The following is a 26,187-nucleotide window of genomic DNA, read 5'->3' on the forward strand; positions in this document are numbered from 1 at the left end:
AATTACTAGCCAATTTCAAGGGCCGCTCCAACCCCCGATTGCCGCGGGGCGGCAGGGTGGAAACCGACCGTGGGTGAGGGCCGCGCGCGGCGCGGCTCAGCTCTGCCGCTGAGACTGCGATTGCGACTGGCCGCCACGGCCGGCCTGCTCGACCTTGACCGCCACCGACAGCGTCTCCGCGCCGCCGCCATAGCGGGTGCCGCGCACGGGGGCTGCGCCGAGATAATCGAGCCCGATCGCGACGCGGACATGGGCGTCGGTGGCGCAGATGCTGTTGGCGGGATCGAAGCCGACCCAGCCAAGACCGTCGACATAGGCCTCCGCCCAGGCATGGCCCGCGTCCTGATGCACCGTGCCGTCTGAGCGCAAGAAGTGACCGGAGACGAAGCGAGCCGGCACGCCGCCGCTGCGGGCGCAGGCGATGAAGATGTGCGCGTAGTCCTGGCAGACGCCGCGCTTGAGCGTGAACGCTTCCGCCGCCGACGTGCCGCTGTTGGTGGGGTCCTCGTCGAAGGTCATGTGATCGCCGATTTGCGTCATCAGCGTATGCAGGAAGCCGAGCGTGTCGCTCTCGGCCTCGCTGCGCAGCTGGCGAGCGACCACATGCATCGCCGGATTGACCGTGGTGAGGTCAGTGGCGCGCAAGAACATGCCGGCCGGAAAGCGCTCGTCGGCGCCGCGAAGAACGCCGCCGGTGTCGTGGGTCTCGATCAGTCCCTCGGCGGTAATCTTGATGTCGCCGACGGGTCCGCAGGACAGCACATGGGTGACGTTGCCGAACGCGTCCTCGTGGGTGTCGAGCTTGGTGTCGGTCGACACGTCGATCTGCCACTCCGCCACATATTGCCCGTCATGGCTGCCGGGCGTCATGCGCAGGATCTGGATCACGCTCGTGGCCTGCGGCTCGTAGCGATAGGTCGTGGTGTGCAGGATTCGCAGGCGCATGGGGGACCGTGATTTCTAAATGGTCATTCCGGGGCGATGCGTCAGCATCGAACCCGGAATCTCGAGATTCCGGGTCTGGTCCTACGGACCATCCCGGAATGACCGAAGGTCAGATCAAATACTGCTTCGTGATGATTTCGCCCAGCCTGGAATTGTCCGAGATGAATTCCTGAATGAATTCATGCACGCCATGCTGGAAAATGTCGTTCATATTGCTGTGTTCCAGCCGGTTGCGGATGCCGCGGGCATGGCGCTGGGCCGGGCCCTGGCGGCCATAGGCGACCCCGATCTGATCGAGATTGCGCACGAGATTGCCGTAGCAGCTTGCGAGCGAACGCGGCAGCGAATCGTTGAGGATGAGCAAATCCGCGATCAGCCAGGGTTTCAGTGTCTCGCGATAGACCCAGTGATAGGCCGTCAGCGCCGAAACCGAGCGCAGGATCGAGGTCCACTGGTAGAAATCGAGCGGGCCGCCGACATGCTCCTCCTCGGGCAGCAGCACATGGTATTTCACGTCGAGAATGCGCGCGGTGTTGTCGGCGCGTTCGAGATGCAAGCCCATCCGCGAGAACCAGTAGGCGTCGTTGCGCAGCATGGTCCGGTAGGCCGAGCCGTCGAAACGCAGCGAAGTCTCCTGCACGAAGCGCAGGAACTTCGCGAGATCCTCGCGCGTCGAGGTCCCTCTGCTCCAGACCTCCTGTAATTCGATCCAGGCCGAGTTGATGGTGTCCCACATCTCGCTCGTCAGCGCTGTGCGCACCGAGCGCGAATTCAGCCGCGCCGCCTCGATGCAATTCCTGATCGAGGACGGGTTGTCCGCCGAGAACGAGAGATAATCGACGACGTTGCGCTCGTTTGCTTCTTCATACTGCTGATAGAAGCTCGCGGCGACGCCGGCGGTCAAAAGCGCCGAGTCCCATTCGTTGGTCTTGCCAATATAGGCGGCGGGAAGCGCGGTGACGCGCAGCGTCGCATCGATGGTGCGCGCGAGATACTCGGCCCGTTCGACGTAGCGGGCGAGCCAATAGAGGTTTTCGGCGGTACGCGACAGCATCTCTCTACTCGTCCAGGATCCAGGTATCTTTGGTGCCGCCGCCCTGGCTCGAATTCACCACCAGGGAGCCTTCCTTCAGGGCAACGCGTGTCAACCCGCCGGGCACGATCGTGGTGCTCTTGCTGCCGGTGAGCACGAACGGCCGCAGGTCCACGTGGCGCGGCGCAAGGCCGGATGCCGTGCAGGTCGGGCACGTCGAGAGCGCCAGCGTCGGCTGCGCAATGAAGCCCTCGGGCTCGCGCTTGAGCTTTTCGCGGAAGGCTTCGATCGTCGCCTTGGTCGCCGCAGGTCCGATCAGCATGCCGTAGCCGCCGGAGCCGTGCACCTCCTTCACGACGAGTTCGCTCAAGTTATCCAGCACATAGGCGAGGTCCTTCGGCTCGCGGCAGCGCCAGGTCTGTACGTTCTTCAGAATCGGCTCCTCGCCGAGGTAGAATTTTACGATGTCCGGCATGTAGGAGTAGATCGCCTTGTCGTCGGCGATGCCGGTGCCGACGGCGTTGGCGAGCGTGATGTTGCCGGCTGCATAGGCCGACATCAGTCCGGGCACGCCGAGCGCGGAGTCGGGGCGGAAGGTGAGAGGATCGAGGTAGTCGTCGTCGACCCGGCGGTAGATCACGTCGACCCGTTTCACGCCCTCGGTCGTCCGCATGAACACTTCGTTGTTCTTGACGATGAGGTCGCGGCCCTCGACCAGCTCGATACCGAGCTTGTCGGCGAGGAAGGAGTGCTCGTAATAGGCCGAGTTGTAGACGCCCGGCGTGAGCAACGCGACGGTCGGCTCGCCGGAGGCGCTTTGCGGCGCCACCGAGCGCAAGGCGGAGAGCAGCTCGTCCGGATAGCGTTCGACCGGCGCCACCCTGTGACGGGCGAACAGGTCCGGAAACAGCCGCATCATGATCTCGCGGTTTTCCAGCATGTAGGACACGCCCGAGGGCGTACGCGCATTGTCCTCCAGCACGATGAAGTCCTCGGAATCGACCCGGACGATGTCGATGCCGGCGATGTGCACGTAGACGTCGTGCGGCACCTGCTGTCCGTTCATCTCGGGACGGAAGACCGGGTTCTGAAAGATGAGATCGTCGGGCACGATCTCGGCGCGGAGGATATCGCGGCCGTGATAGATATCGCGCAGGAACATGTTGAGTGCGCGCACGCGCTGCTTCAGGCCCTTCTCCAGCAGCGACCATTCCTTGCCGGACATGATCCGCGGGATCACGTCGAACGGGATCAAGCGCTCCGTGGACTCGGAGTCCCCATAGACCGCGAAGGTAATGCCGATGCGGCGGAAGAGGAGCTCGGCCTCTTGGCGGCGATATTCGAGCGCCTCGGGAGGCGTCTCCTTGAGCCAGCGCGCCAGCTCCTGATAGGCGGGGCGAAGGTCCCCACCGGGAATGTTCATTTCATCAAACGCGACTGCCATAGATCCCGACTTGTCTCCGCAAGGCGTTGCGCCATTCGACAGGTCGCCAAGCCTTGGTGAAGACCGCAACGTCCTGGCCATGCGGCAAGAGTGCATGACTTTCATGCGGTAGCAAGGGCCGGGCCAGCGCGATAAGCATGGGGAGAGGACATTTGCCGGGGATGGCCGGCGGCTTGCCTGAAAAAATGGCTGAGGACTGCTTATTTCGGCAGCAAAACCGCGTGACTTCAACGCGTTACCTCGGCAAAGTCGGGCCGATAGGTGAGGGACTTGAGGTATGAGCGAGATCGTCACGGCGGGTATTCTGGTCATTGGGGACGAAATCCTGTCCGGCCGGACCAAGGACAAGAACATCGGCTTCATCGCCGAATACCTGACCAATATCGGCATCGACCTGAAGGAGGTCCGGGTCGTCTCCGACGACGAGCCCGACATCATTGCCGCGTTGGATGCACTGCGGCATCGATACACCTATGTCTTCACCACAGGCGGCATCGGGCCGACCCATGACGACATCACCGCTGATAGCGTCGCCAAGGCGTTCGGCGTCGGCATCGACCATCACCCGGAGGTGGTCGCCCGTTTCCGCGAGCGCTGGAGCGAGCAGGACCTCAACGAGGCCCGCCTGCGCATGGCCCGCATCCCTGACGGTGCCGAATTGATCCAGAGCGCGACCATCCTCGCTCCCGGCTTCAAGATCGGCAATGTCATCGTGATGGCGGGCGTGCCCTCGATCATGCAGGCGATGATGGACATCGTCTCGCCCAAGCTGAAATCGGGCGTGCGCATGCTCTCCGAATCGATCCGCGCCAATGCGCGGGAAGGCGACATCGGCGGCCCGCTGCGGGCGATTGCCGTCGAACATCCCGACACCATCATCGGCAGCTATCCCTTCATGGATGAAGAGCAGAAGCCGAACACCAATCTGGTGGTGCGCTCGCGCGATGCGGACAAGCTCGCAGCCGCAATGGCGGCCGTGAAGGAAATGCTGGCGGGATTGAACATCACCCGCTAGCAACCTAGCTGCCGGCAGGCGAAGCAGGAGACGACAATGGCTGGTGAAGCACCGGAACTAAGTGCGGAAGAACGGGCGGGCCGCCCCTTTCCGGTGTCGTGGGACCAGTTCCACCGGGATTGCCGGGCACTGACCTGGCGGCTCAACGAGGTTGGTCCGTTTCATGCGGTGATCGCGATCACCCGCGGCGGCCTGGTGCCGGCCGCGATCGTGGCGCGCGAGTTGGGTGTGCGCGTGATCGATACGGTCTGCATCGCCAGCTACGACCACGACAAGCAGGGCGACCTCAAAGTGCTGAAGGGCATCTCCGAAGACGTGATGAAGCTCGGCGGCGGCACCGGCAAGGGGCTCCTGATCGTCGACGATCTCGTCGACACCGGCAAGACCGGCAAGCTGGTGCGCGCGATGCTGCCCGACGCGCATTTCGCCACCGTCTACGCCAAGCCGAAGGGGCGTCCCCTGGTCGACACCTTCATCACGGAAGTCTCGCAGGACACCTGGATCTTCTTCCCCTGGGACACCGCGCTGTCCTATCACCCGCCGCTTCGCGACGGGGCGGCGTGATTATCGCCGCCATTGCGAGCGCAGCGAAGCAATCCAGAAATGTGTCCGCGGAAACAGTCTGGATTGCTTTGCTGCGCTCGCAATGACGGGCGGAGGCCGGCATGCCGCTGCAAAACCGCGTCACGCCGACCGGCGAGATCATCGCGACACCACATCGCGGGATGTTCACCGGCAACCGCGGCATCATCCATGACCCCGCAACGAAGACGCTGCTGAAGAAGCGCTGGTCGTCGCCGGCCTGGATCGTTTGCCTGTGTGAATTCCGCGGCTGGCGGCGGCCCGTGATGGCGCGGCGGAGCTGGACCGAGCTGTTCTTTCTCGACGAGGCCACGGCCTTTGCCGCAGGCCACCGTCCCTGCTTCTTCTGCCGCCGCGATGACGCCAAGCGCTTTCGCGTTGCGTGGGAGACGGGCAATGATGTAAGCAGCATCAGCGCCAAAGCGATGGATGCAGTGCTGCATCGGGAACGGCTCGATCGTGGCAAGAAGCGGCTGCACGCGCTGCCGATGCCGCTCGCGGAATTGCCCGACGGCGCGATGGTGCAACAGGGCGATGACTGCTTCCTCGTCGCGCAGCGCAAGGCGCTGCTGTGGTCACCCGCGGGCTACGTCCCGCATACGAGCGCCCTCGATCACCCGATGCTGTTGACGCCGCCTTCGACGCTGCGCGCGATCATCGCTGGATATCAGCTCCTACTGCATCCAAGCGCGCGCGGCTAGCGCATCGGCTTGCCGTCTTCATCCACCGTCGTCCGTGCATCGCGCAACGCCCATTCGCGGATCACCTGGCGGCACCGTGTCAGCTCGGCTTCGCTCGCAGCATTCGCATCCTTCGACGTACGCTCCACGACTGCTTTGCAATTGAGAAGCACGGAACGATCCTCTGCACGCGCAGGCAGCGCGAATGCTGCAAGCGCTGCAATGGTGAACGCCAGACGGATCACCGCCTTAACCCAGCTTCTCGCGGGCCAGCGCGGCACCGGCGCCGAGCGCCATCAGCTTGGCTTCGGCGATCTCGCGCCGCATCGGCGCCATGCCGCAATTGGTGGTGGCGATGATGTTGCTCTTGGGTACGAATTTCGACACCGCGTCGATCACCTGCACGACGTCCTCGGCGGTCTCGACCGTGTCGCTGGCGACGTCGATCACGCCGGCCTGCACGATCTTGCTCTTGAGCAGGGCAAGCAGGTCGAGCGGCACCTTCGAGTTGCGGCACTCGATCGCGACCTGCTGGATCGGGCTGGCGTCGATCGCGGGAAAGATCTGCTCGTATTGCCTCCATTGCGCGCCGAGCGTTTCCTTCCAGTCGGTGTTGGCCTTGATGCCGTAGCCGTAGCAGATGTGCACGGCGGTGGCGCAGGTCAGGCCCTGCGCGGCGCGCTCGAGCGCCTTGATGCCCCAGTCGTTGACCTCGTCCATGTAGACGTTGAAGGCGGGCTCGTCGAACTGCACGAGATCGACGCCGTCGGCCTGGAGCGCCTTGGCTTCCTCGTTCAGGAGTTCGGCGAATGCAAAGGCCATCTTGACGCGATCGCCATAGTAGCGATCGGCAATGGTGTCGATGATCGTCATCGGGCCGGGCAGGGTGAACTTGAGCTTCTTCTTGGTATGCGTCCGCGCAACGCGCGCCTCGTCTGCGTGGACGCGGCTCTTCAGCCGGAGCGGGGCCACGACCTGCGGCACCATCGCCTTGTAGCGATCCTTGCGGATGCCCATCTCGACCTTGTGGGCGAAGTCGATGCCCTCGATCTTCTCCAGGAAACCGTGGACGAAATGCTGCCGGGCCTGCTCGCCCTCGGTAACGATGTCGATGCCGGCGTCCTCCTGGACCTTGACGGCAAGCATCGTCGCATCGCGCTTGGCACGGACGAGCTCGTCGCCTTGCGACTTCCAGGGCGCCCAGAGCATGTTGGGTTCGGCGAGCCATTCCGGCTTCGGCAAGGAGCCGGCGATCGTGGTTGGAAACAGCATGGCGGCCCTCTCGGCGGGTTATGATTGCGCCCCTTCCTGCCATGTCTTAACGTCGAGGTACAGAACAACAAAAGTCGCCTGAAACCGGCGGCGCCGGACCGGAAACGCCATGATCGAATTCTTCTTCGACTGTTCCAGCCCCTGGACCTATCTTGCCTTCCACAACATCCAGCCGCTGGCCAGGGAGGTTGGCGTGGAGATCATCTGGCGGCCGATCCTGGTGGGCGGCATCTTCAATACGGTCAACCCAAGTGTCTATGCGCAGCGTGAGACACCGGTGCCGCTGAAGGCGCGCTACATGAAAAAGGATCTTTCCGACTGGTCCCGTTCGGCCGGTCTCGCGATCAAGATGCCGCCGACGGTGTTTCCGGTGAACAGCGTGAAAGCGATGCGCGGCTGCGTCTGGCTCGGACAGGAAACGGTGCCTTTCGCCACGGCGGTATTCGAGGCCTATTGGGGCGAGGACAAGGACATCTCGCAGGACGCAGTGCTCGCCGAGATCTGCAGGAAGGTCGGCGTCGACGAGCAGAAATTCTTCGCCGGCATTTCCGGGCAGGGGATCAAGGACCAGCTCAAGGCCAACACCGAAGAGGTCGTCGCCCGCGGCGGCTTTGGCTCGCCGACGATCTTCGTCGGCAAGACCGACATGTATTTCGGCAATGACCGCCTGCCGTTGATCCGCGAGGCGCTGCTGCGCGGCAAGGCGAGCGCGGCCTGATGGTGCGGGCTGTCGTCTGCCGCACGCTCGGCGCGCCCGAAGCGTTGCAGCTCGAAGAGTTTCCGTCGCGCGACCTGAAGCCGGGCGAAGTGCGCGTCGCGGTCCGTGCCGCGGGCCTGAATTTCCCCGACGTGCTGATGGCGGCCGGCGAATACCAGCTCAAGCCCGAGTTGCCGTTCACGCCGGGGATGGAGGCGGCCGGCGACGTGACCGAGGTCGGCGCAGAGGCGGGCGGTGTCGCCGTCGGCGACAAGGTCATCGTCAAGATGCGGCACGGCGCCTTCACGGATGAAGCGGTGGTGATCCCGTCGCAGCTCACGCCGATGCCATCGACGTTCGACTATGCGGAAGCTGCGACCTATCTCGCCGGGCACGGCACCGCCTATCACGCGCTGATCGATCGCGGCCGGGTTGCGCCGGGCGAGGTGCTGCTTGTGCATGGCGCCGGCGGCGGCGTGGGCCTTGCTGCCGTCGAGATCGGCAAGATGCTGGGGGCGACCGTGATCGCGACCGCGTCCAGCGACGAAAAGCTCGCAATCGCCAAGGCGCGCGGCGCCGATCATCTCGTGCGCTACGACCGCGAGCCGTTTCGTGATGCCGTCAAACGTATCACCGACGGTCGCGGTGCCGACGTGGTGTTCGATCCCGTTGGCGGCGAAGTGTTCGAGAGCTCGATGCGTTGCATCGCCTGGGGCGCGCGGCTGCTGGTGATCGGCTTCACCGGCGGCATCGGCTCGGCGAAAACCAATCTCTTGCTGATCAAGGGCGCCAGCGTGCTCGGCGTGCGCGCCGGTGAGGCGGTACGGAAAAATCCCGCGCTCGGCGAGGTGCGCCTGAAGGCGTTGCTCCAATGGGCGGAGGAGGGCAAGCTGCGCCCCAACGTCTCGCACCGCCTGCCGCTGGAGGACTATGCGAAGGCCATGCGGCTGCTGATCGATCGCAAGGCGATCGGGCGCGTGGCGTTGGTGATGCAGTGACCGTGCCGTAGGGTGGATTAGCCGAAGGCGTAATCCACCACCTCGGTGACCGCGGATCAGAAAGTGGTGGGTTACGCTTCGCTAACCCACCCTACGAAGCTACTTGTATTCCCGTTCCGTCCACCACGGGAAATAGTCCGGCATATCGCTCGATACCTTGTTCTTGAACTGCGCAGGGCGCTTTTCCAGGAACGACACAACGCCTTCCTTCACATCATCCGAGCGGCCGCGGGCGTAGATGCCGCGGCTGTCGACCTTGTGGGCTTCCATCGGATCGTCGGCGCCCATCATGCGCCACATCATCTGGCGGATCAGCGCCACCGACACCGGCGCCGTCTTCGCCGCAAATTCCTTGGCGAGCGCGCGGGCGGTGGGCAGCAGATCATCGGGAGCTACAACCTTGCTGACGAGACGACCGGCGAGGGCTTCCTGCGCCGGGAAGACGCGGCCGGAATAGCACCATTCCAGCGCCTGCGAGATGCCGACGATGCGCGGTAGGAACCAGCTCGAGGCGGCCTCCGGCACGATGCCGCGCTGGGAGAACACGAAGCCGAAGCGCGCGGCGTCGGATGCGATGCGGATGTCCATCGCGAGCTGCATCGTGACGCCGATGCCGACCGCGGGACCGTTCACCGCGGCAATCACCGGCTTCAGGCATTTGAAGATGCGCAGTGTCACCTGACCGCCGCCGTCGCGCACCTGGGAGTCGCTGTAGTCGACCTTGCCGTCGGCGAGGCGCTTCACCGGCCCGCGCCGTGCGTCGCGATCGAAGGTGTCGGCGCCCGACGAAAGGTCTGCGCCCGCGCAAAAACCTCGGCCGGCGCCTGTAACGATGATGGCGCGGACGTCGTCGTCCTTGTCGGCGGCGTCGAACGCGTCGATCAGCTCTCCCTGCATTTGCGCGTTGAAGGCGTTGAGCTTGTCGGGGCGGTTCAGCGTGATGGTCAGGATCTGCTCGGCGATCTCGTATTTGATCGTCTCATACGCCATGGTGGTTTCCTTCCCTCTCCTGAATTCCGTCTCAAAAAGACGTCATGCACGGACGCCAACGTCCGTCTTGCGCGGACTGGGCATGTGGTGGCCAAGCTCTACTTCGCCGGCGGGCCGGGCCAGGGCTTCTGCGGCCCGCGCAGGCTCTCAAAAGCCTTGGCCATGCCAAGCACGCCGATATCGTCGAAGCGGCGGCCGACGATCTGCACGCCGATGGGAAAACCCTTGGCGTCGAAGCCGCCGTTGATGGAGATCGCCGGATTCTCAGACATATTCCACGGTACGGTATAGGCGATGTGTTCGAACGGCTTCATGGGATCGTTGGTCGGCGAGGCCCACTCGGCCGGATAGTTCACGTTCGGCGCGGTCGGCGAGATCACATAGTCGAGCTCGCAGAACAGCTTTGATGCCGCTGCCCGGATGGCCATGGTCTGGTTGAAGCCACGGATGACATCGACGCCAGACAGTTTCGCGCCAGACTCGCCCCACTTGAAAATGTAGGGCAGCACCTTTGCCTGTTCGGCGGGCGTCAGCTTCGACAGATCGTCCCACATCCGCGCGCGCCAAAAGTTGTCGAGGCCGTCGAGCATCTCGCGCGTGAGGATGCCGTCAACTTCGGTGACGACCGCACCGGCGGACTCGAATGCCTTGGCCGCCTTCACCGCGACCTCGCGCACCGGTTTCTCCAGCGCCAGGCCAACGCCGGGATCGAGCATCAATCCGATGCGGAGTTTGCGCGGGGATTTCTCCAGCCCCTTCCAGTTGAGGGGCTCCGCGGGCAGGCTCGTGCCGTCGCGCCGGTCGGGTTTTGCGATCGCGCTCATCATCAGCGCGCAATCGTCGACGGTACGGGTCATGGGACCAGCGACGCGGCCGACATAGGCGGGATCGATCGGCACGCGGCCGAAGCTCGGCTTCAATCCGACGAGACCGCACCAGCCCGCGGGCAGGCGGACCGAGCCGCCGATATCGGTCCCGAGATGCAGCGGCCCATAGCCAGCCGCCGCAGCGGCGCCCGCGCCGGCGCTGGAGCCGCCGGGGTTCTTGGAGAGGTCCCAGGGATTGCGCGCGAGCGCATGGAAAGAGGACAGCCCCGAGGACAGCATGCCGTAGTCGGGCATGGTTGTCTTGGCGAAGATGATCGCACCGGCCTCGCGCAGCCTCGCGGCGGGTGGTGCGTCCTTTTCGGCCGGCACGAGCTTGACGCTCGCCGCGCCCAGCGGCACCGGCACGCCTTTGGTCGCGATGTTGTCCTTCACCGTCACCGGCACGCCGTCGAGCGCGCCGGAGGGCTCGCCTCCGGACCAGCGCGCGGTCGAGGCCTTCGCGGCCTCGCGCGCGCCGTCCGGATCGAATGCATAGAGCGCCTTGAGGTGCGGCTCCCAAGCTGCGACGTGCGCGAGCACGTCTTCCAGCACCTCGCTCGGCGAGAACTGCTTGGCGCGATAGCCCGCGATCAGATCGACCGCGGAGAGATCGTGCAGCGAGGTGACTTCCTCTTCGACGCTCTTTTTATGCATGGGCACCCACCGGCATACGGGTCTCGATGATCCGGGCGAACATGCTGGCACCGATCGGCAGGATCTTGTCGTCGAGCACGAAGCCGGGATTGTGCACGGGCACCGAGCCGTCGTGGCCGACCCAGAAATAGGCGCCGGGAATGGTTTGCAGCATGTCGGCAAAATCCTCGCTGCCCATCTTCGGCTGGGCACGGGTAATCACCTTGGAAGGATCGACGACGGTGCGCGCAACGTCTTCGACCACCTTGGACTGCTCGACCTGGTTGACCAGCACATCGAAGGTGTCGCGGATGTCGACGTCGATCGCGCACTGATAGGCGCTCGCGATGCCGGCGCAGATCGTGCGGATGCGTTCGCTGATCAGGGTGCGGACTTCTTTCGAGAAAGTGCGGATGGTGCCGCAAAGATGCGCGTCGCCGGGGATGACGTTGTACGCCGAACCGGCATGAATCTGCGTGATCGAGACCACTGCGGCCTGCAGCGGCTCGACATTGCGGCTGACGATGGTCTGGATCGCCTGCGCCAGCGTGGTCGCGATGATCACGGCGTCCTTGGAGCGCTCCGGCATCGCGCCATGCGCGCCGTAGCCGGTGATGCGGAGATCGAAGAAGTCGGCGCTGGCCATCGCGGGGCCGGGCAGGATCGCGATCTCGCCGTGGTTGAGGTCGGGCGCGTTGTGCAGGCCGTAGAGCTCGTCGCAGGGAAATTTCTCGAACAGCCCGTCCTTGATCATCGCGCGGGCGCCGCCGAGGCCTTCCTCGGCCGGCTGGAAGATCAGGTGCACTGTGCCGTCGAAATTCTTGGTTTCGGCGAGGTAGCGCGCGGTGCCGAGCAGCATGGTGGTGTGGCCGTCATGGCCACAGCCGTGGAAGCGGCCGGGGATTTTCGAACTCCATTTTAGATTGGTGTTCTCCTCCATTGGCAGCGCGTCCATGTCGGCACGAAGCCCGATACGCTTGCCGCTCGAACCCTTGCCTTTGATGACGCCGATCACGCCGGTGCCGCCGAGACCACGATGCACCTCGATGCCCCAGCTCTTCAGCTTGTCCGCGACGATGCCGGAGGTGCGCACTTCCTCGAAGCCGATTTCCGGATGGGCGTGCAGGTCGCGCCTGATAGCAGTGAGTTCGTCGGCATAGCCGTCGATGCGCTCGATTGTGGGCATGTGTTCTGTCCAGTTAGCGTGAGGAAGGAGTGAAAACCGGGCCGTTCGGCTTGATGCGGATGCCCGGCCGCAGGCGCGTCCACGGCAGCGTAGCCGTGTCCGCGGGCATCGCGCCGGGGGCAGCGCAGATCATCAGCTTTTCCGCGATCGGCTCGAAATCGGCGCGGAAATGCACCGAGCTCTTGTTGACCAAAATCTTCTCTTCGGTCGGCTCGATGCCGACATAGCGATACATCGCCTGATCGGCGAGCTGCGCCTTGTGCGAGCTCACGACAATTCGGACGTCGCCGATGCGAAGGCAGGCGGACGGGCCCATCTCCATCTCGCGGCCGCCATAGTAGGGCCCGGGCGCGATGAAGCGGCCGTCGGAAAGTTTTTCGACGACGAAGGTCTCACGATAGGGCTCGTCGCCGGGAATGCCGGACTTGCCGCCGAGCGACAGCGTCACGGTGGCGCCGGCGCCGGCTGCATGTGCGGCCTTGGCCGATTCCGGATCATAGATCGCGCCGGTCGCGGCGCTGGCCTTGTTGCGGACCAGCGCGCGCAGCATGCCGGTGGTGTCGGAACCGCCGCCCGCGCCGGGATTGTCCTGGGTGTCGGCGATGATGATCGGCTTGCTTGCGCCCTTCGAGAGTTCCATCGCGTGGCGCACGCCGTCGTCGGGTGACCAGATCTTGCCGTCGAAATCGTCCTCGTGGCTTTCGATCAGCTTCACGATCGCATCCGCCGTGCGGTCGGCATCGGCTTGCGTCTTGCCATAGGCGAACACGCTCGGCCCGCAATCGCGGAAGTCGGCGGCGGGGAAGCCGGGCGCGAAGGACAGCGTCGGAACCGCGTCGCTCTCCAGCGCCGCAAGCTTTTCATAGATGCCCTTGGTGGGCTGATCGTTGGTGCATTGCCAGCTGATCGGGATCAAGAACGGCAATTGCCGGAAGGCCTTTGCGAAACGCTGCTTTGTCTTCAGAAGCAATGTGAGATGTTGCGCGCAGGCGCGGCCGGTCTCGGCCATGTCGACATGGGGATAGGTGCGGTAGGCGATCAGCGCGTCCGCATGCTCCATCATCTCGGGCGTGACGTTGGCGTGCAGGTCGAGGCTCGCGACAAGCGGAATGTCCTTGCCGATGACGCGGCGCACGCGCGCGAGAATCTCGCCTTCGCCGTCGTCGAGATGTTCCGTGACCATCGCGCCGTGCAGATCGAGATAGACGGCGTCGATCGGGCCGGCGGCTGCAATGCCATCAACCATGACCTTCACGATGCGCTCGAAGGCATCCCGGGTGACATGCGCTGAGGGGCTCGCGCCGCAGGCAATCGTCGGAACGAGTTCCCAGCCGTGGGTCTCGGCCCTGTCGACGAAACCGGCGAGGCCGACATTGATTCGGCGCATCACCTTCAGCACGTCGGGACCTTGCGTCATCGCCGGCCAGCCGCCGCCGTGCTGGAAGTCCGCGAAGGTCGCCTTCGTCGGAGCGAAGGTGTTGGTCTCGTGCAGGAAGCCGCCGACGGCGATACGTATCATCAACTCAAGCCCAGCAATTGAAAGTGCGCGACGTTAGCCCTGTGCTTGCGGCGAGAGCAAGCCGGGAAGCAATCGCGCCATGCATAGGGTCAGATCGTTTTGGGAATGCTGCGGATGGGGTGTTAGTTGGAGCCAAAGACGTCACCAAGTTCTCGGGGTCGTCCCGGCGAAGGCCGGGACCCATAACCCCAGGGAGCAGTTTGGCGAAGATTGGATGTTTGGGATAAGCGCCACACGCGATAGATAGATCACGCGGTATGGGTCCCGGCCTTCGCCGGGACGACGCCGGAGCATGCTGCTATGCCGTGGCCGCCACGCCCTCCGACACCGGCCGGAAGTTCGCAAAATCCCAGCCGCGGCCCGGCGCTGCCTCGAGCAGGGCTCTGGTGTACGCCTCCTTCGGATGCGTCAGCACTTCGGCGGCCGGGCCCTGCTCGACGACGCGGCCGTGCTGCATCACCACGACCTCGTCGCAGATCTGCGCTGCGACGCGCAGATCGTGAGTGATGAACAGGATGGCGATGCCGAGCCGCTTCTGGATCTCGTCGAACAGTTCCAGCACCTGCGCCTGCACGGAGACGTCGAGGGCGGAGACCGCCTCGTCCGCGACCAGCACGTCGGGATCGAGCGCGAGCGCGCGGGCGATCGCAATGCGCTGACGCTGGCCGCCGGAGAACTGGTGTGGATAGCGCCCGACCGCATCGGCGGGCAGGCCGACCAGCTCGAGCAACTCGCGGGCACGCTTCATTGCGTCGGCATGCGACACGCCGTAATTGATCGGGCCTTCCGCGATGCTTTCGCCGACGGTGACACGCGGGTTGAGCGAGCGGTAGGGGTCCTGGAACACGATCTGGATCTTCTTCCGATGCGGCTGCAACAGCCGCCGCGAGATGTCCGAGATCTCGCGGCCGGAAAGGCGCACGCCGCCGGAGGTCGGGTCGATCAGGCGGACGATGCAGCGCGCCACGGTCGATTTGCCCGAGCCGCTCTCGCCGACGATGCCGAGCGTACGGCCCTTGCGCAGCGTCAGCGTGACCTTGTCGGCGGCGACGACTTCGCGGCCTTTACCGAAGAACGCGCGCTCGCGGTAGACCTTCCCAAGCTCGTTGGCTTCCAGCACCACCGGTTCCTTGGTCTCAGGCCGCGCCGCGCGCGGCACCAGGCTCGGCACTGCGGAGAGCAGGTTGCGGGTGTACTCCATGGTCGGATTGCGCAGGATGGAATCCAGCGTTCCGGTCTCGACCAATCGGCCCTGCCGCATCACCGCAACGCGGTCGGCGATTTCGGCGACCACGCCCATGTCGTGGGTGATGAACAGCACGGCGGTGCCGTGATCGCGCTGGAGGTCGCGGATCAGGGTCAAAATCTGCTTCTGCGTTGTGACGTCGAGCGCGGTGGTCGGTTCGTCCGCAATGAGCAGCTTCGGTTCGAGCACGAGTGCCATCGCGATCATGATGCGCTGGCGCTGACCGCCGGAGAGACGGTGAGGGTAGGAGGCGAAGATGCGCTCGACCTGGGGCAGGCGCACCTGCTCCATCATGTCGAGGATGCGCTTCTTGCGCGCCTTCGCATCGAGTTTGGTGTGCGCGCGCAGGACTTCGTCGATCTGGCGGCCGACCGGCATCACCGGATTGAGTGCCGTCATCGGCTCCTGGAAGATCATCGCCATCCGGGTCGCGCGGAGTTGCCGCAGGCGGCGGTCGGTCGCGGTGAGAATCTCCTCGCCGACCAGCTTGACGCTGCCGCCGGTCGGAATCAGCGTGCCCTTCGGCAGCAGACCCATCGTGGTCAGCGAGGTCACCGACTTGCCCGAGCCGCTTTCGCCGACGAGGCACAGCGTCTCGCGCTCGTGCACCTGGATCGAGATGCCGTCGATGATGTTTGCGGCATTCGGCTTCTTGCCGACGGAGACGACGAGGTTGTTGATGTCGAGGATCGGGCTGGTCATCACTTGATCGGTCATCATTTGCCTTCCCGCTGCTTCATGCGCGGATCGAGTGCGTCGCGGGCGGCGTCGCCGATCAAATTGATGCTGAGGATGGCGATCGAGAGCAGCAGGCCCGGCCAGAAGATCAGCGTCGGCTTGAGCTGGAAGTACTGACGGCCCTCGGCCATGATGTTGCCCCAGGTCGGCGTTTCCGGCGAGATGCCGGCGCCGAGGAAGGAGAGGATGGCCTCGGTGAGGATCGCGGACGCGCAGACGTAACTGCCCTGGACGATCAGCGGTGCGATCGTGTTCGGCATCAAATGCCGCCACATGATCTTCGGCAGGGATGAGCCGACCGAGATCGCCGCTTCAACATAGGGCTCTTCGCGCGCCGATAGCACGACCGAACGCACCAGGCGTGCCACGCGCGGAACTTCGGGGATCGTAATCGCGATCAGCACGGTCCAGAGGCTGGCGCCGGACAGCGACACCACGGCGATTGCCAGCAGGATGCTCGGCATCGCCATCAGGCCGTCCATGATTCGCATCATGACGGAATCGACCAGCTTGAAGAAGCCGGAGACCAGGCCGATCGCCAACCCAATGACGATCGACATGATCGCTGAGCCGATGCCGATCAGAAGCGAGATGCGTCCGCCATACATGACGCGCGACAGCAGGTCGCGGCCATAGGCGTCGGTGCCGAGCAGGAATTGCGCGGAAGAGGGCTTCAGTCGCTGCGAGGGCGCAAGCTGGATCGGATCATACGGCGCGATCAACGGCGCCAGGATCGAAATCAGCACGACCAACGCCAGGCAGATGGTCGCTGCCGCGATGATCGGCGTCGAGGTCAGGAATCCGAGGCGCGGCCGCAGCGGCGACGTGATCGGGATGGACGACTGGGGAAGGGTATCGACCGACATTCTTGTTGTTATCCTTAGCCCTAGTACCGGATCCGGGGATCGAGCAGCGTGTAGGCGACATCGATCAGGAGATTGACGACGACATAGATCAGCGACGTCAGCAGGATCATCGCCTGGATCACCGGATAGTCGCGTGCCAGCACCGCATCCACCGTAAGGCGCCCGATGCCGGGGATGTTGAACACGCTCTCGGTGACGACCACGCCGGAGATCAAAAGCGCAAAGCCGGTACCGATCACCGTGATCACGGGCACCGCGGCGTTGCGTAGCGCATGACGCATCATCACGGCGACTTCGTTGATGCCTTTCGCACGCGCGGTGCGGACGTAGTCCTCGCCGAGCACGTCGAGCATCGCCGCGCGCGTCATGCGCGCGATCAATGCGATGTAGATAAAGGACAGCGCGCAGGTGGGCAGGATGATGCGCTCGAAGAACGGCCCAAAACCGTTCGAGATGCTGCGGAAGCCCTGCACAGGCACCCAGCGCAGGTCGATCGCGAAGACCTCGATCAGGACATAGCCGACCACGAACACCGGCACCGAGAAGCCGAGCACCGACAGGCCCATCACGAAGCGATCGATCCAGGTGCCGTGCTTCCACGCCGCGATCACGCCCAGGGGAACAGCGACGATGACGGCGAGGATGATGGTCGACAGCGCGATCGAGATCGACGGCTCGACCCGCTGGCCGATCATCTTCATCACCGGAAGGTTGGAGATGAGTGACGTTCCGAGATCGCCATGCAGCAGCTTGTTCAGCCACGTGATGAACTGCACGATCAGCGGCTCGTTGAGACCGAGCGAGGTGCGGATCCGCTCGAGCCGCTCCGGCGTGGCGTTGTCGCCGGCAAGAATGGCGGCGGGATCGCCCGGGGTGAGGCGGAGCAGGAGGAAGACGAACAGCGCCACCACGCCCATCACAGGCACGGCGGCGAGAATTCGGCGAAGGAGATATCCGAGCAAGTTGGATCCCGTCAGATTAGAGTCAAATCAGAGACAGCGGCTGGAGCCTGGGGTTCTGCCATCAGCCTAACATTTCAGCAATTCCCATGCCATCCGGGCCACGGTTTTTGCAGTGCGGTCACCTGGTTTTGGTGACCTGGCCCGGTTTGGGTGACGTGGCTTGCCCCATTACTCGAGAGTCGCGAGCAGCCCCGCCATGAGCCGGCCGCGTTCGGCTAGACTTTCGACCTCGATATACTCTTCGAGCGTGTGGCCGTTGCCGCCACGCACGCCCAGGCCGTCGAGAGTCGGGATGCCCATTGCGCCGGTGAAATTGCCGTCGGAGCCGCCGCCGGCGCTCGCATGCGGCAGTTCCGCGCCGAGCGACCTGGCGATCCCGCGCGCCTTTTCATAAAGCGCCATGGTGCCGGCATCGGGCTCCCAGACCGGACGTGTCACGCCGCGCGTCACCTTGAAGGTGACGTCATTGGTTGTCCCGGAGAGCGCCAGCATCCTCTCGACGCCACGATCGAGGTCGGCTTGGCGCTTTGCCATCGAAAGCGCTTCGCCGGTGGCGGTCGTGGCAACGCAATTGACCCATTGCCCCCCGTGCACGACGCCGACCGAAAACGTGCAGTCCTCGCCCGTCATCGCGTCGATGGCGAGGATTTGCCGCGCCATCTCGCGAATCGCCGAGCGGCCCGCCGACAAGGTCGCGCCGGCGTGGCTGGGCCTGCCGGTCGCCTCGAGATTGAACCGCGCGATGGCGTAACGTCCGGTGGTGACGCCGTTGTCAGCGCGGCCGGGCTCGGGCACCAGCACATATTTGTTGCGCGCGGCTTCCGCCTCGATGATGTCGCGCGTCGAGGGGGTGCCGACTTCCTCGTCGGGCGTGAACAGCACGGTGATCGGCAGCGGCGTCGTGAACGAGGCGCGGGCCAGTTGGCGGATCGCTTCCAGCGAAAGATAATTGCCGCCCTTCATATCGTAGATGCCGGGTCCGTAGCACTTGCTGCCCTCGCGCCGCCATTTCAGCTTCTCGATGGTGCCCGTGGGGTGGACGGTATCCATATGTCCGGCAATCAGGATGCCGGGCTCGCCTTGCTTCGGATGCGGAAAGCGTGCCCGGATCACGCCGCCAAAACCCTGGCGACCGGCGATGCGCTCGATCGTCGCACCCATGATCGCCATCTCCCGCGCCGCGATATCGAGCATGCGGTTCACGGCGCTGGCGTCCCAGGTCGGGCTTTCGCATTCCACCCAGCCGCGCAGGCCCTGGAGCATCGCTTCGGAATCGAAAGGAAGATTGGCTGGATTCATCTCAATGTCTCTCGGGCTTCGGAACATGGAACGCGGATTGCATTGCCGTGGAGCAGGACAGGCGGAGAGCGTTGTAGAGCCAAACCGATCCTTGTGGAGCCCGTGCGCGCGCCGCTTGGGCTTGCAGCGAAACCGGATTGACGCGCTCGGCACTGTCTGCAAGTCTCGAAAGATAAAGGCATTGCATGAGGTTAGTTCGCCTAAAGAACGAACCGGATGCTCAATCGATAACCTGCCTTTGAACAGTTTCACGTCAGGAGAACTTTTTATGTTTAAGTTGATGCGCCGGGGGCCTCGCGCGTTCGCCTCCAAACTTGCGCTGTCGGTCGTCGCGCTTTCGACCGCACTGGCCTCGCCGGTGCTTGCGGCCGGCAAGACCATCACGGCGGTGATGCATTCGGATCTGCGCATCATCGATCCGATCTTCACCACGGCCTACATCACGCGCGACCATGGCTACATGATCTACGACACGCTGGTGGCGCCCGATTCGAACTTCAAGATCCAGCCGCAGATGGCGGACTGGAAGATCTCCGACGACAAGCTCACCTACACGTTCACGCTACGCGACGGCCTGAAGTGGCATGACGGTGCGCCGGTCACGGCGGAGGACTGCGTTGCCTCACTCAAGCGCTGGGCCGCAGTCGACGGCATGGGGCAGAAACTGCTCGACTTCACTGCGAGCATCGAAGCGACCGATGCCAAGACCATCACGCTGAAGCTGAAGGAGCCCTACGGCCTCGTGCTCGACTCGATCGGCAAGCCGTCCTCCCGCGTTGCCTTCATGATGCCGAAGCGCCTCGCCGAGACGCCGCCGGACAAGCAGATCCCCGAGCAGATCGGCTCGGGTCCTTTCAAGTTCGTGCAGTCGGAATTCCAGCCGGGCGTGAAGGCGGTCTACGTCAAGAACACCGACTACATGCCGCGCAAGGAGCCGTCGAGCTGGACCTCCGGCGGCAAGGTGGTGAAGGTCGACCGCGTCGAGTGGATCACCATGCCGGACTCGCAGACCGCGGTGAACGCGTTGCAGTCGGGCGACATCGACTTCATGGAAAATCTGCCCTACGACATGCTGCCGTTGCTTGAGGCGAACAAGGAAATCACCATCGAGGTCTCCAACAAGTTCGGTTTCCAGACGCTCGGCCGGATGAACTTCCTTCATCCGCCGTTCGATAATGTCAAAGTGCGCCGTGCTGCCTTTCTGGCGATAAACCAGAAGGACGTTCTCGACGCGCTCGTCGGCAACGCCAAATATCAGAAGATTTGTGGTGCCTTCTTCGTGTGCGATACGCCGTTCGCGACCGAAGTCGGCGGGGAGACGCTGGTGAAGGGCAACGGCATGGCCGAAGCCAAGAAGGCGCTCGCCGAGTCCGGCTATGACGGCACCCCGATCGTGATCATGGCCCCCGGCGATGTCACCACGCTGAAGGCGCAGCCGATCGTTGCGGCTCAGTTGCTGCGTGAGGCAGGCTTCAAAGTCGACCTGCAAGCGACCGATTGGCAGACGGTGGTGAGCCGCCGCGCCAGCCAGAAGCCTCCGAAGGAGGGCGGCTGGAACATGTTCTTCACGAACTGGGTCGCAGCCGACGTCTCCAACCCGATCGCCAATCTCTCGATCGGCGGCCAGGGCAAGAAGGGCTGGTTCGGCTGGGCCGAGAACGCCAAGATCGAAAAGCTCAAGGACGACTTCGTTCGCGCCGCCTCGCTCGACGATCAGAAGAAGATCGCTGCTGACATCCAGAAGGAAGCCTATGAGCAGGTGATCTACATCCCGCTGGGGCAGTATCTCCTGCCGAGCGGCTGGCGCAAATCGCTGACCGGCGTGCTCGACGGTCCCGCGACCCCGTTGTTCTGGAACGTCGACAAGTCGGAGTAGCGCAAAGGCTCCTGGTCTGAAAAGAGAAACGGCGCCGTGGATCTCTCCACGGCGTCGTTTCCATGAGGCGGTACTGGCTCGACCTCTTCTAGCAGTGGCTGTCACGCAGCTGCTCGAGCCCTTCACCTGCGAACGGCAGGCTTCTGTCCGGCTGCTGCTCAGAAACCGGTTGCCGCGGGGCGGGCCGCTCGATCTCGCGCGCGGGCTGATCGAATCTGCTCTCTTGTTCCATCTCGCCTTCCTCTCGAATGTTGCGGTACAACATCGAGAGCGCCGCCAAGTTCCTCAGCCGATGGCGCGATGATGCGGCTTGAACAGCCGTCCCCTCTCCACCACCAGCACGATCGCGAGCGCGGCGAGTGACGACACGAAGAAGCCGACCGAGAACGGCAGCAGCGTGCCGTCGAAGCTTTGTCCGATCGCCATGCCGACGGCGATGCCGATCAGCGTGGTGATCGAGCCGTAGAGCGAGGACGCAGTGCCGGCGATGTGGCCCTGCGGCTCCATGGCGAGTGCGGTGAAGTTGGCAACCATCATGCCGAACGAGAACATCATGAGTGCCGAGAGCACCATGAACAGGGGAAGCGGCAACGCGCCGAGGCTTTCGGTCAGCAGCATCACGCCCGCCACCGCGGTGTAGAGTGTCAGCGCGCCGTGCGAGATCACGCGCATGCCGAGGGTCCCGACGAATCTTGCATTGAGGAAGCCGGCAATGGCGGTGCCGGCCGCGATCGCGGCGAAGGCGAGCGGAAAATAATGGCCGAGATGATAGATGCCGACAAAAACTTGCTGAGCCGAAAACACGTAGGCGAACAGCGCGCCCATGACGCTACCGGCGGCGAGCGCGTAGCCGAGGGTTTGGCGATGGGTCACGGTCTGCCAATAGGCCGTGAGCACGTCGGCCGGCGCAAGTGACCTGCGTTCGCTCTCAGGCAAGGTCTCCGGAAGCCGCAGCACGGACCATGCAAGCGCGAGCAGACCGTAGAGCATCAGCACGACGAAGATGCCGCGCCATTGCGTCACCAGCAGCACCGCCTGTCCGAACGAGGGGGCGATCACGGGCACGGCGATGAAAATCATCATCGCAAGCGACATCACGCTCGCCATGCGGCGGCCGACGTAACAGTCGCGCACGATCGAGGTCGCGATCACGCGCGTGGCCGAGGTGCCGAAGCCCTGCAGTGCGCGTGCCAGCAGCAGCGTTTCGAACGACGGCGCGGCAATCGCCAGCACGCTCGCCACCGCATAGACCGCCATCCCGCCAAGCAGCACCGGGCGGCGGCCGAAGCGATCCGACAGCGGACCCATGACGAACTGCCCCGCGCCAAAGCCGATCAGGAAGGTCGACAGCACCAGCTGAAGATGGTTGGCGACGGGGATATTGAAGGCCGACCCGATATTGGGCAGCGCCGGGAGCATCATATCCATCGCAAGCGGATTCAGCGCCATGATTGACGCGATCACGATAACGAATTCGGGGAAACCCATCGGTCGGTGTCCCGAGGACACCCAATCGTCGGCATTGACGTCGGACAAGAAGCTCACCTCTGATTTGAGGGACTTGTCTACCTCCAATGCTGCGTTGCACAAGCGATGTTTCGGGATGGCTGGCAGGCGGTGCAGGAGCAGGCAGAATTGATGAGGGATCAACGCTCGCGGCCGCGTCGTTCGGTGGGATCATCCGCGCAGCTCTCGTGGTGCGGGCAGCCGGAATCGAACCGGCACAGTGCTTGCGCACCGAGGGATTTTAAGTCCCTTGCGTCTACCAATTCCGCCATGCCCGCTTGATCCAACGAGATCAGTCACTTAAGTCCCTTACCGGCGGTCTGGAATTGGCGTTTGCAGGCCGGAGGGGCGGTACTTCCTTAGGCGAGCAGGCGGCACAAGGCAAAGCCTCAATCCGGACATCTGTTGTTGCTTTAGGCATTCTCAATCGACGGGGACTATTCATCCGACATGGCTGCTTTGATCCAATATCGCCTGCGTACATGCTGCGTGGCCGTCGCGCTGCTCGCGGCCGGCTTCGTGCTGTCCGGCTGCGCAGGCATGAGCGAGACCGTCGCTCCGGCATTTGCCGATCCCGCCAGGTACGAATTGTACGATTGCAAGCAGCTCGAGGGCGAGCGCAAGTCGCTCGCCAACCGAACCGGTGATTTGCAGAGACTGATGGACAAGGCACAGACCGGCGCGGGCGGCGCCGTCGTGTCGGAGCTTGCTTATCGCAACGAATACATCGCGGTACGCGGGCAGGCGCAGATGGCCGATGACGCTTGGCGCCGCAACAAGTGCCGGGAAACGCCGCCCGAGGCGACGCCGGCCGCCGCGCCGGCAGCCAATCCTGGCCCGATCAAGCCTGGCCCGAAATCGACACGAGCAGTGCGCTGAAACCAGCGCCTCGCATCAGGGCCGCCAACCGTAGATCCAGTCCTGTCGTGCCAGCATGCGTTCCGGGCCGAGCGCGCGGACCGCAAGATCGCGTGCGTAGGCCAGCGGCCCAGTGAAATGATAGATGCGGCCCTGCTGCCGCGCGGTCCGCTGCACCCGCCGCACGCGCGCCTGACGCATACGGCCGTATTGTTTCAGCGCAGCTGTGATGCCCGCGGTGCTCTCGGCGATCTCAAGACTCAAATGCTGCGCGAGCACCGCGGCGTCCTCGATCGCCATGCCGGCGCCCTGGGCTGCAAACGGCAGCATCGCATGCGCGGCGTCGCCGAGCAGCGCGACCGGCCCTTTGCTCCAGGGGCAGTCGTCAGGCACGCCGAACAGCGCCCATTTCCGCCAGCTATCGACCGTGGCGAGCATCATGCGCGCCGCTGGCGGCCAGCTCGGCGCGGCGAAGGCGTCCATCACCTCGCGGGGATCGCCGGGCGTGCTCCAGCCCGGTCTGTTCCAGGTGCCCGGCAGCACCGCGACCACGTTGATCTGGCGTCCGCCCGCGATCGGGTAGGCGACGAGATGGGCATTCGGGCCCATCCAGAGCTGGACCCGGCGCGCGGTGTAGTCCTTCGGCAGTTGCGTCGCATCGAGCGTGCCGCGCCAGGCGATCAGCCCGGAAAAGCGCGGCTGCACCTCGGGAAACAGATGCTGGCGCACCGTCGACCAGATGCCGTCGGCGCCGATCAGCGCACTGGCGAGATCGCTGCGCCGGATCGTGCCGCTGCGATGGACGACCGTCAGCCCCTTGGCGTGAGGCGCGACGTCTTCGAAGGTCGCACCAAGTTTCAGGTCGATATCGGGATGGTCGGAGACTGCGCCAGCGAGGGCGGATTGCAAATCGGCGCGGTGCACCACCCAATAGGGGGCGCCGGCGCGCGCGGCGGCGGCTTCTCCCAGCGGCATGCGCAATAGCTCGCCGCCGGCCCGCGCGCTCATGATCGAGACCGCCTCCGGGATCACGGCGCGCAGCTTGAGGCGCTCGGTGAGGCCGAGCTCGACCAGCACGCGGCTGGCATTGGGAGAGAGTTGCAGACCGGCGCCGACTTCCTCGAGCCGCTCGGCCTTTTCCAGTACCACGATGCGGAAGCCGCGGGCCGCGAGCGCAAGCGCAGCCGTCAGTCCACCTAAGCCGGCACCGGCGATGACAATTGTTCGGGAGAGCGCCACCCCTGGCCGATGGAAGCGGTCAGGCCACCTTGTCCTTCAGGACGCATTCCGGCGGACGGGCTTCGCCCGCCTTCAGGTCGGCGGCGAAACGGTACAGCGTCGAGCAGTAGGGGCAGATGATCTCGTTGTCATTGCCGAGGTCGAGGAAGACGTGCGGATGATCGAACGGAGGGTTGGCGCCCACGCACATGAACTCTTGCGAGCCGATCTCGATGACGGGGACACCGGCATCGTTGTGGAAGTGCGGGACGACATGGTCGGACATCGTACTCATCCTGGAGTGGCAATGGCGGCAGACACAATCACGACTGACGCGGCATTATTAAGGCGCCGCGGACCATACTGGCGGGTACAGATGATTGCTAGTCCAGCGGAACCGAAAGCTCCGCAATGCCCCATGCTCATTTGCTCATGCAAATTCGACACAATCTTGCGGCCTGAGAGAAGCCCTTCTTTCGTCGGGGACGTTGTGTCGCAATTTTGGCATACTATGTCTGTGGACGAGCGTAATTGCGACGAAAGACGAACCGTCAGGCGTCAACGATCTTAGGACCGTCCAGGCTCTCCGCATGAAGTGGTTGCGAATCAGCACAGCGTTGACCGGTATCGTGGCCTGCGGCTTCATGCTCGCGCAGGTAGCACCGCATGCCCGCGAGGCCGGCGCGATTCTGGCCGCCCGGGACGATCCCGCCGCGCTGTCCGAGATCAAGCTCGACGCGCTGCTGCGGCACAACGACCGCCTGATTCAGGACAACATCGAGGCCGCGCTCGCATCGGGCGATGCCGATCTCGCCGACAGTTTTGTCGCGTTGGCGCGCGACCGCAACATCGCGCTGCCTGACGACCTCCTGAGCCGTGTCAGCGACGCAGTCAAAGCCGAAAACTCCACCTCGCATTTCGCAAAACGGTTTGCCACCGGTCTCGTCACCGGCAGCGTGGACGATGTTGCGAGCCTGTCGGGAACCGTGGCCGGCGATCTCTTCGTCATCGGCGACATCAGGGACATCGTGCGCGAGGGCAAGCACCTCGCCATGGGCGAGGAGACCGATCGCCTGGTGCTGGGCCTTGCCGCCGCGGGTCTCGCGGTCACGGCCGTGACCTACGTCTCCGTTGGCGGTGCCGCGCCGGTTCGCGCCGGGCTGACGCTGGTGAAGGACGCGCGCAAGGTGGGCCGGCTTGGCGAGGGACTGGCGGCCTGGGCCGGCCGGTCCGCGCGCGAGGTCGTCGATACGCCGATGCTGCAGAACGCGGTTGCATCCGGCTCGGTGCTGCGGCCGGGCCAGACCTTGAGCGCAATCAAGGCAGCGTTCCGCGCCGAGAAGGCTGGCGCGCTGGTTCGGCTTGGCAAGGATGTCACGCGCGTCGTCGAGAAGACCGGCACGCGCGGCGCGATGGATAGCTTGCGCATCGCCGAAGGTCCCAAGGACGTCGCACGCGCGGTGCGGCTCGCGGAAGCGCAGGGCGGCAAGACGCGCGCGATCCTGAAGCTGCTCGGCCGCGGCGCGTTGCTACTGATCGGCGGTGCGTTCAATCTTGCACTCTGGCTGTTCGGTGCAGCCCTGACGCTGTTCGGCCTGTTGTCTTCGATCAAGGCGACCACGGAGCGCCTGACCCAGGCCTGGTGCGATCGCAGACGGGCGCGGCGACTTCGCCAGGCCCGGATCTCCGCCGAAGCCGTTCTGGCAAGCGCTGCCCTCTCGGCCTAAGGTACCTCTTCACCTCAAGATTTGCGGAACT

25 protein-coding genes and 1 tRNA gene are annotated in these 26,187 nt (G+C 64.3%); 8 read left to right on the forward strand and 18 right to left on the reverse strand.

Features of this window, described 5'->3' with window-relative positions; translation table 11 throughout:
* Window positions 1-96: 96 nt before the first annotated feature.
* The 3 genes from AC0L27_RS13735 to AC0L27_RS13745 form a co-directional block, all read right to left on the reverse strand.
* Window positions 97-945, reverse strand: a complete 849-nt coding sequence (locus tag AC0L27_RS13735; RefSeq protein WP_275170161.1) for a transglutaminase family protein — start codon at window positions 943-945, stop codon at window positions 97-99.
* A gap of 109 nt (window positions 946-1,054) precedes the next feature.
* On the reverse strand, window positions 1,055-1,999 hold the full coding sequence (locus tag AC0L27_RS13740; protein WP_007611898.1) for an alpha-E domain-containing protein: 945 nt from the start codon (window positions 1,997-1,999) through the stop codon (window positions 1,055-1,057).
* Between the two features lie 4 nt (window positions 2,000-2,003).
* On the reverse strand, window positions 2,004-3,422 hold the full coding sequence (locus AC0L27_RS13745; protein WP_275170162.1) for a circularly permuted type 2 ATP-grasp protein: 1,419 nt from the start codon (window positions 3,420-3,422) through the stop codon (window positions 2,004-2,006).
* 277 nt (window positions 3,423-3,699) lie between these two features.
* Between AC0L27_RS13745 and AC0L27_RS13750 the strand changes: the two genes are divergently transcribed.
* The 3 genes from AC0L27_RS13750 (at window position 3,700) to AC0L27_RS13760 (ending at window position 5,720) form a co-directional block, all read left to right on the forward strand.
* The gene (locus AC0L27_RS13750; protein WP_473319439.1) at window positions 3,700-4,437 is read left to right on the forward strand and encodes a competence/damage-inducible protein A; all 738 of its coding nucleotides are present in this window, start codon (window positions 3,700-3,702) and stop codon (window positions 4,435-4,437) included.
* Between the two features lie 36 nt (window positions 4,438-4,473).
* On the forward strand, window positions 4,474-5,001 hold the full coding sequence (gene gpt, locus AC0L27_RS13755) for a xanthine phosphoribosyltransferase (RefSeq protein WP_007602504.1): 528 nt from the start codon (window positions 4,474-4,476) through the stop codon (window positions 4,999-5,001).
* A 101-nt stretch (window positions 5,002-5,102) separates the two neighbouring features.
* On the forward strand, window positions 5,103-5,720 hold the full coding sequence (locus AC0L27_RS13760; protein WP_354208573.1) for a hypothetical protein: 618 nt from the start codon (window positions 5,103-5,105) through the stop codon (window positions 5,718-5,720).
* On the opposite strand, the gene AC0L27_RS13765 is transcribed toward AC0L27_RS13760, so the two are convergent.
* Window positions 5,717-5,944: a hypothetical protein gene (locus tag AC0L27_RS13765; protein ID WP_354208574.1), complete on the reverse strand. Its 228-nt coding sequence runs from the start codon at window positions 5,942-5,944 to the stop codon at window positions 5,717-5,719. The two genes, AC0L27_RS13760 and AC0L27_RS13765, sit on opposite strands and share 4 nt — an antisense overlap.
* 4 nt (window positions 5,945-5,948) lie before the next feature.
* The gene (locus tag AC0L27_RS13770) at window positions 5,949-6,971 is read right to left on the reverse strand and encodes a methionine synthase (protein ID WP_354255070.1); all 1,023 of its coding nucleotides are present in this window, start codon (window positions 6,969-6,971) and stop codon (window positions 5,949-5,951) included.
* A gap of 109 nt (window positions 6,972-7,080) precedes the next feature.
* Between AC0L27_RS13770 and AC0L27_RS13775 the strand changes: the two genes are divergently transcribed.
* Both AC0L27_RS13775 and AC0L27_RS13780 read left to right on the forward strand, forming a co-directional pair.
* A complete protein-coding gene (locus AC0L27_RS13775) occupies window positions 7,081-7,689 on the forward strand; it encodes a 2-hydroxychromene-2-carboxylate isomerase (protein WP_354208576.1) in 609 nt (202 codons plus the stop codon).
* Complete coding sequence (locus AC0L27_RS13780; RefSeq protein ID WP_354208577.1) at window positions 7,689-8,666, forward strand: NADPH:quinone oxidoreductase family protein; 978 nt, start codon at window positions 7,689-7,691, stop codon at window positions 8,664-8,666. The genes AC0L27_RS13775 and AC0L27_RS13780 overlap by 1 nt, the downstream gene beginning before the upstream one ends.
* A 99-nt stretch (window positions 8,667-8,765) precedes the next feature.
* Here AC0L27_RS13780 and AC0L27_RS13785 read toward each other — a convergent pair whose 3' ends face one another.
* The 8 genes from AC0L27_RS13785 to AC0L27_RS13820 all read right to left on the reverse strand — a co-directional run bounded on the left by AC0L27_RS13785 (window position 8,766) and on the right by AC0L27_RS13820 (window position 18,971).
* Window positions 8,766-9,656, reverse strand: a complete 891-nt coding sequence (locus AC0L27_RS13785; RefSeq protein WP_473319441.1) for a crotonase/enoyl-CoA hydratase family protein — start codon at window positions 9,654-9,656, stop codon at window positions 8,766-8,768.
* A 98-nt stretch (window positions 9,657-9,754) separates the two neighbouring features.
* Window positions 9,755-11,176 carry an amidase gene (locus AC0L27_RS13790; protein WP_354208579.1) on the reverse strand — a complete coding sequence of 474 codons (1,422 nt, stop codon included), beginning with the start codon at window positions 11,174-11,176 and terminating at the stop codon, window positions 9,755-9,757.
* Window positions 11,169-12,341, reverse strand: a complete 1,173-nt coding sequence (locus AC0L27_RS13795; protein WP_354208580.1) for a M20 aminoacylase family protein — start codon at window positions 12,339-12,341, stop codon at window positions 11,169-11,171. Before AC0L27_RS13795 ends, AC0L27_RS13790 begins: the two co-directional genes overlap by 8 nt.
* A 13-nt stretch (window positions 12,342-12,354) precedes the next feature.
* Entirely contained in the window at window positions 12,355-13,860 is a 1,506-nt protein-coding gene (locus tag AC0L27_RS13800; RefSeq protein WP_354208581.1) for a M81 family metallopeptidase, read from the reverse strand.
* A 298-nt stretch (window positions 13,861-14,158) separates the two neighbouring features.
* Window positions 14,159-15,808: an ABC transporter ATP-binding protein gene (locus AC0L27_RS13805; protein ID WP_354208674.1), complete on the reverse strand. Its 1,650-nt coding sequence runs from the start codon at window positions 15,806-15,808 to the stop codon at window positions 14,159-14,161.
* Window positions 15,809-15,822: 14 nt separating this feature from the next.
* Window positions 15,823-16,710, reverse strand: coding sequence for an ABC transporter permease (locus tag AC0L27_RS13810; protein ID WP_247497687.1), 888 nt, complete (start codon window positions 16,708-16,710; stop codon window positions 15,823-15,825).
* Between the two features lie 20 nt (window positions 16,711-16,730).
* A complete protein-coding gene (locus tag AC0L27_RS13815; protein WP_275170173.1) occupies window positions 16,731-17,672 on the reverse strand; it encodes an ABC transporter permease in 942 nt (313 codons plus the stop codon).
* Between the two features lie 168 nt (window positions 17,673-17,840).
* Entirely contained in the window at window positions 17,841-18,971 is a 1,131-nt protein-coding gene (locus AC0L27_RS13820) for a M20/M25/M40 family metallo-hydrolase (RefSeq protein WP_354208582.1), read from the reverse strand.
* A gap of 268 nt (window positions 18,972-19,239) precedes the next feature.
* Between AC0L27_RS13820 and AC0L27_RS13825 the strand changes: the two genes are divergently transcribed.
* Window positions 19,240-20,847 (forward strand): ABC transporter substrate-binding protein, encoded by a 1,608-nt coding sequence (locus tag AC0L27_RS13825; protein WP_354058451.1) that lies wholly within the window; start codon window positions 19,240-19,242, stop codon window positions 20,845-20,847.
* Window positions 20,848-20,935: 88 nt separating this feature from the next.
* On the opposite strand, the gene AC0L27_RS13830 is transcribed toward AC0L27_RS13825, so the two are convergent.
* From AC0L27_RS13830 to AC0L27_RS13840, 3 genes are all read right to left on the reverse strand, one after another.
* Window positions 20,936-21,112, reverse strand: a complete 177-nt coding sequence (locus tag AC0L27_RS13830) for a hypothetical protein (protein WP_354208583.1) — start codon at window positions 21,110-21,112, stop codon at window positions 20,936-20,938.
* A gap of 20 nt (window positions 21,113-21,132) precedes the next feature.
* Complete coding sequence (locus tag AC0L27_RS13835; protein WP_354208584.1) at window positions 21,133-22,383, reverse strand: multidrug effflux MFS transporter; 1,251 nt, start codon at window positions 22,381-22,383, stop codon at window positions 21,133-21,135.
* A gap of 159 nt (window positions 22,384-22,542) precedes the next feature.
* Window positions 22,543-22,631, reverse strand: a tRNA-Leu gene (locus tag AC0L27_RS13840).
* 172 nt (window positions 22,632-22,803) lie between these two features.
* Between AC0L27_RS13840 and AC0L27_RS13845 the strand changes: the two genes are divergently transcribed.
* Entirely contained in the window at window positions 22,804-23,232 is a 429-nt protein-coding gene (locus AC0L27_RS13845) for a twin-arginine translocation pathway signal (protein WP_354255068.1), read from the forward strand.
* Between the two features lie 15 nt (window positions 23,233-23,247).
* On the opposite strand, the gene AC0L27_RS13850 is transcribed toward AC0L27_RS13845, so the two are convergent.
* Together AC0L27_RS13850 and AC0L27_RS13855 are read right to left on the reverse strand one after the other, a co-directional pair.
* Window positions 23,248-24,450: an FAD-dependent monooxygenase gene (locus AC0L27_RS13850; RefSeq protein WP_473319444.1), complete on the reverse strand. Its 1,203-nt coding sequence runs from the start codon at window positions 24,448-24,450 to the stop codon at window positions 23,248-23,250.
* Between the two features lie 19 nt (window positions 24,451-24,469).
* Window positions 24,470-24,715, reverse strand: coding sequence for a zinc-finger domain-containing protein (locus AC0L27_RS13855; RefSeq protein WP_007602543.1), 246 nt, complete (start codon window positions 24,713-24,715; stop codon window positions 24,470-24,472).
* A gap of 304 nt (window positions 24,716-25,019) precedes the next feature.
* Between AC0L27_RS13855 and AC0L27_RS13860 the strand changes: the two genes are divergently transcribed.
* Complete coding sequence (locus AC0L27_RS13860; RefSeq protein WP_354208586.1) at window positions 25,020-26,156, forward strand: hypothetical protein; 1,137 nt, start codon at window positions 25,020-25,022, stop codon at window positions 26,154-26,156.
* The last annotated feature ends 31 nt before the right edge of the window (window positions 26,157-26,187 follow it).

The organism is Bradyrhizobium sp. Ken51, from assembly GCF_055807435.1.

What these genes read in the sequence shown, in the direction of transcription:
- gpt (WP_007602504.1), top strand. Translation starts at nt 4,474, where the DNA reads ATGGCTGGTGAAGCACCGGAACTAAGTGCGGAAGAACGGGCGGGCCGC.
- AC0L27_RS13830 (WP_354208583.1), bottom strand. Translation starts at nt 21,112, where the DNA reads ATGTTGTACCGCAACATTCGAGAGGAAGGCGAGATGGAACAAGAGAGC.
- AC0L27_RS13780 (WP_354208577.1), top strand. Translation starts at nt 7,689, where the DNA reads ATGGTGCGGGCTGTCGTCTGCCGCACGCTCGGCGCGCCCGAAGCGTTG.
- AC0L27_RS13820 (WP_354208582.1), bottom strand. Translation starts at nt 18,971, where the DNA reads ATGAATCCAGCCAATCTTCCTTTCGATTCCGAAGCGATGCTCCAGGGC.
- AC0L27_RS13790 (WP_354208579.1), bottom strand. Translation starts at nt 11,176, where the DNA reads ATGCATAAAAAGAGCGTCGAAGAGGAAGTCACCTCGCTGCACGATCTC.
- AC0L27_RS13805 (WP_354208674.1), bottom strand. Translation starts at nt 15,808, where the DNA reads ATGACCAGCCCGATCCTCGACATCAACAACCTCGTCGTCTCCGTCGGC.
- AC0L27_RS13825 (WP_354058451.1), top strand. Translation starts at nt 19,240, where the DNA reads ATGTTTAAGTTGATGCGCCGGGGGCCTCGCGCGTTCGCCTCCAAACTT.
- AC0L27_RS13740 (WP_007611898.1), bottom strand. Translation starts at nt 1,999, where the DNA reads ATGCTGTCGCGTACCGCCGAAAACCTCTATTGGCTCGCCCGCTACGTC.
- AC0L27_RS13860 (WP_354208586.1), top strand. Translation starts at nt 25,020, where the DNA reads ATGAAGTGGTTGCGAATCAGCACAGCGTTGACCGGTATCGTGGCCTGC.
- AC0L27_RS13750 (WP_473319439.1), top strand. Translation starts at nt 3,700, where the DNA reads ATGAGCGAGATCGTCACGGCGGGTATTCTGGTCATTGGGGACGAAATC.
- AC0L27_RS13845 (WP_354255068.1), top strand. Translation starts at nt 22,804, where the DNA reads ATGGCTGCTTTGATCCAATATCGCCTGCGTACATGCTGCGTGGCCGTC.
- AC0L27_RS13785 (WP_473319441.1), bottom strand. Translation starts at nt 9,656, where the DNA reads ATGGCGTATGAGACGATCAAATACGAGATCGCCGAGCAGATCCTGACC.
- AC0L27_RS13760 (WP_354208573.1), top strand. Translation starts at nt 5,103, where the DNA reads ATGCCGCTGCAAAACCGCGTCACGCCGACCGGCGAGATCATCGCGACA.
- AC0L27_RS13810 (WP_247497687.1), bottom strand. Translation starts at nt 16,710, where the DNA reads ATGTCGGTCGATACCCTTCCCCAGTCGTCCATCCCGATCACGTCGCCG.
- AC0L27_RS13795 (WP_354208580.1), bottom strand. Translation starts at nt 12,341, where the DNA reads ATGCCCACAATCGAGCGCATCGACGGCTATGCCGACGAACTCACTGCT.
- AC0L27_RS13800 (WP_354208581.1), bottom strand. Translation starts at nt 13,860, where the DNA reads ATGATACGTATCGCCGTCGGCGGCTTCCTGCACGAGACCAACACCTTC.
- AC0L27_RS13855 (WP_007602543.1), bottom strand. Translation starts at nt 24,715, where the DNA reads ATGTCCGACCATGTCGTCCCGCACTTCCACAACGATGCCGGTGTCCCC.
- AC0L27_RS13775 (WP_354208576.1), top strand. Translation starts at nt 7,081, where the DNA reads ATGATCGAATTCTTCTTCGACTGTTCCAGCCCCTGGACCTATCTTGCC.
- AC0L27_RS13770 (WP_354255070.1), bottom strand. Translation starts at nt 6,971, where the DNA reads ATGCTGTTTCCAACCACGATCGCCGGCTCCTTGCCGAAGCCGGAATGG.
- AC0L27_RS13735 (WP_275170161.1), bottom strand. Translation starts at nt 945, where the DNA reads ATGCGCCTGCGAATCCTGCACACCACGACCTATCGCTACGAGCCGCAG.
- AC0L27_RS13745 (WP_275170162.1), bottom strand. Translation starts at nt 3,422, where the DNA reads ATGGCAGTCGCGTTTGATGAAATGAACATTCCCGGTGGGGACCTTCGC.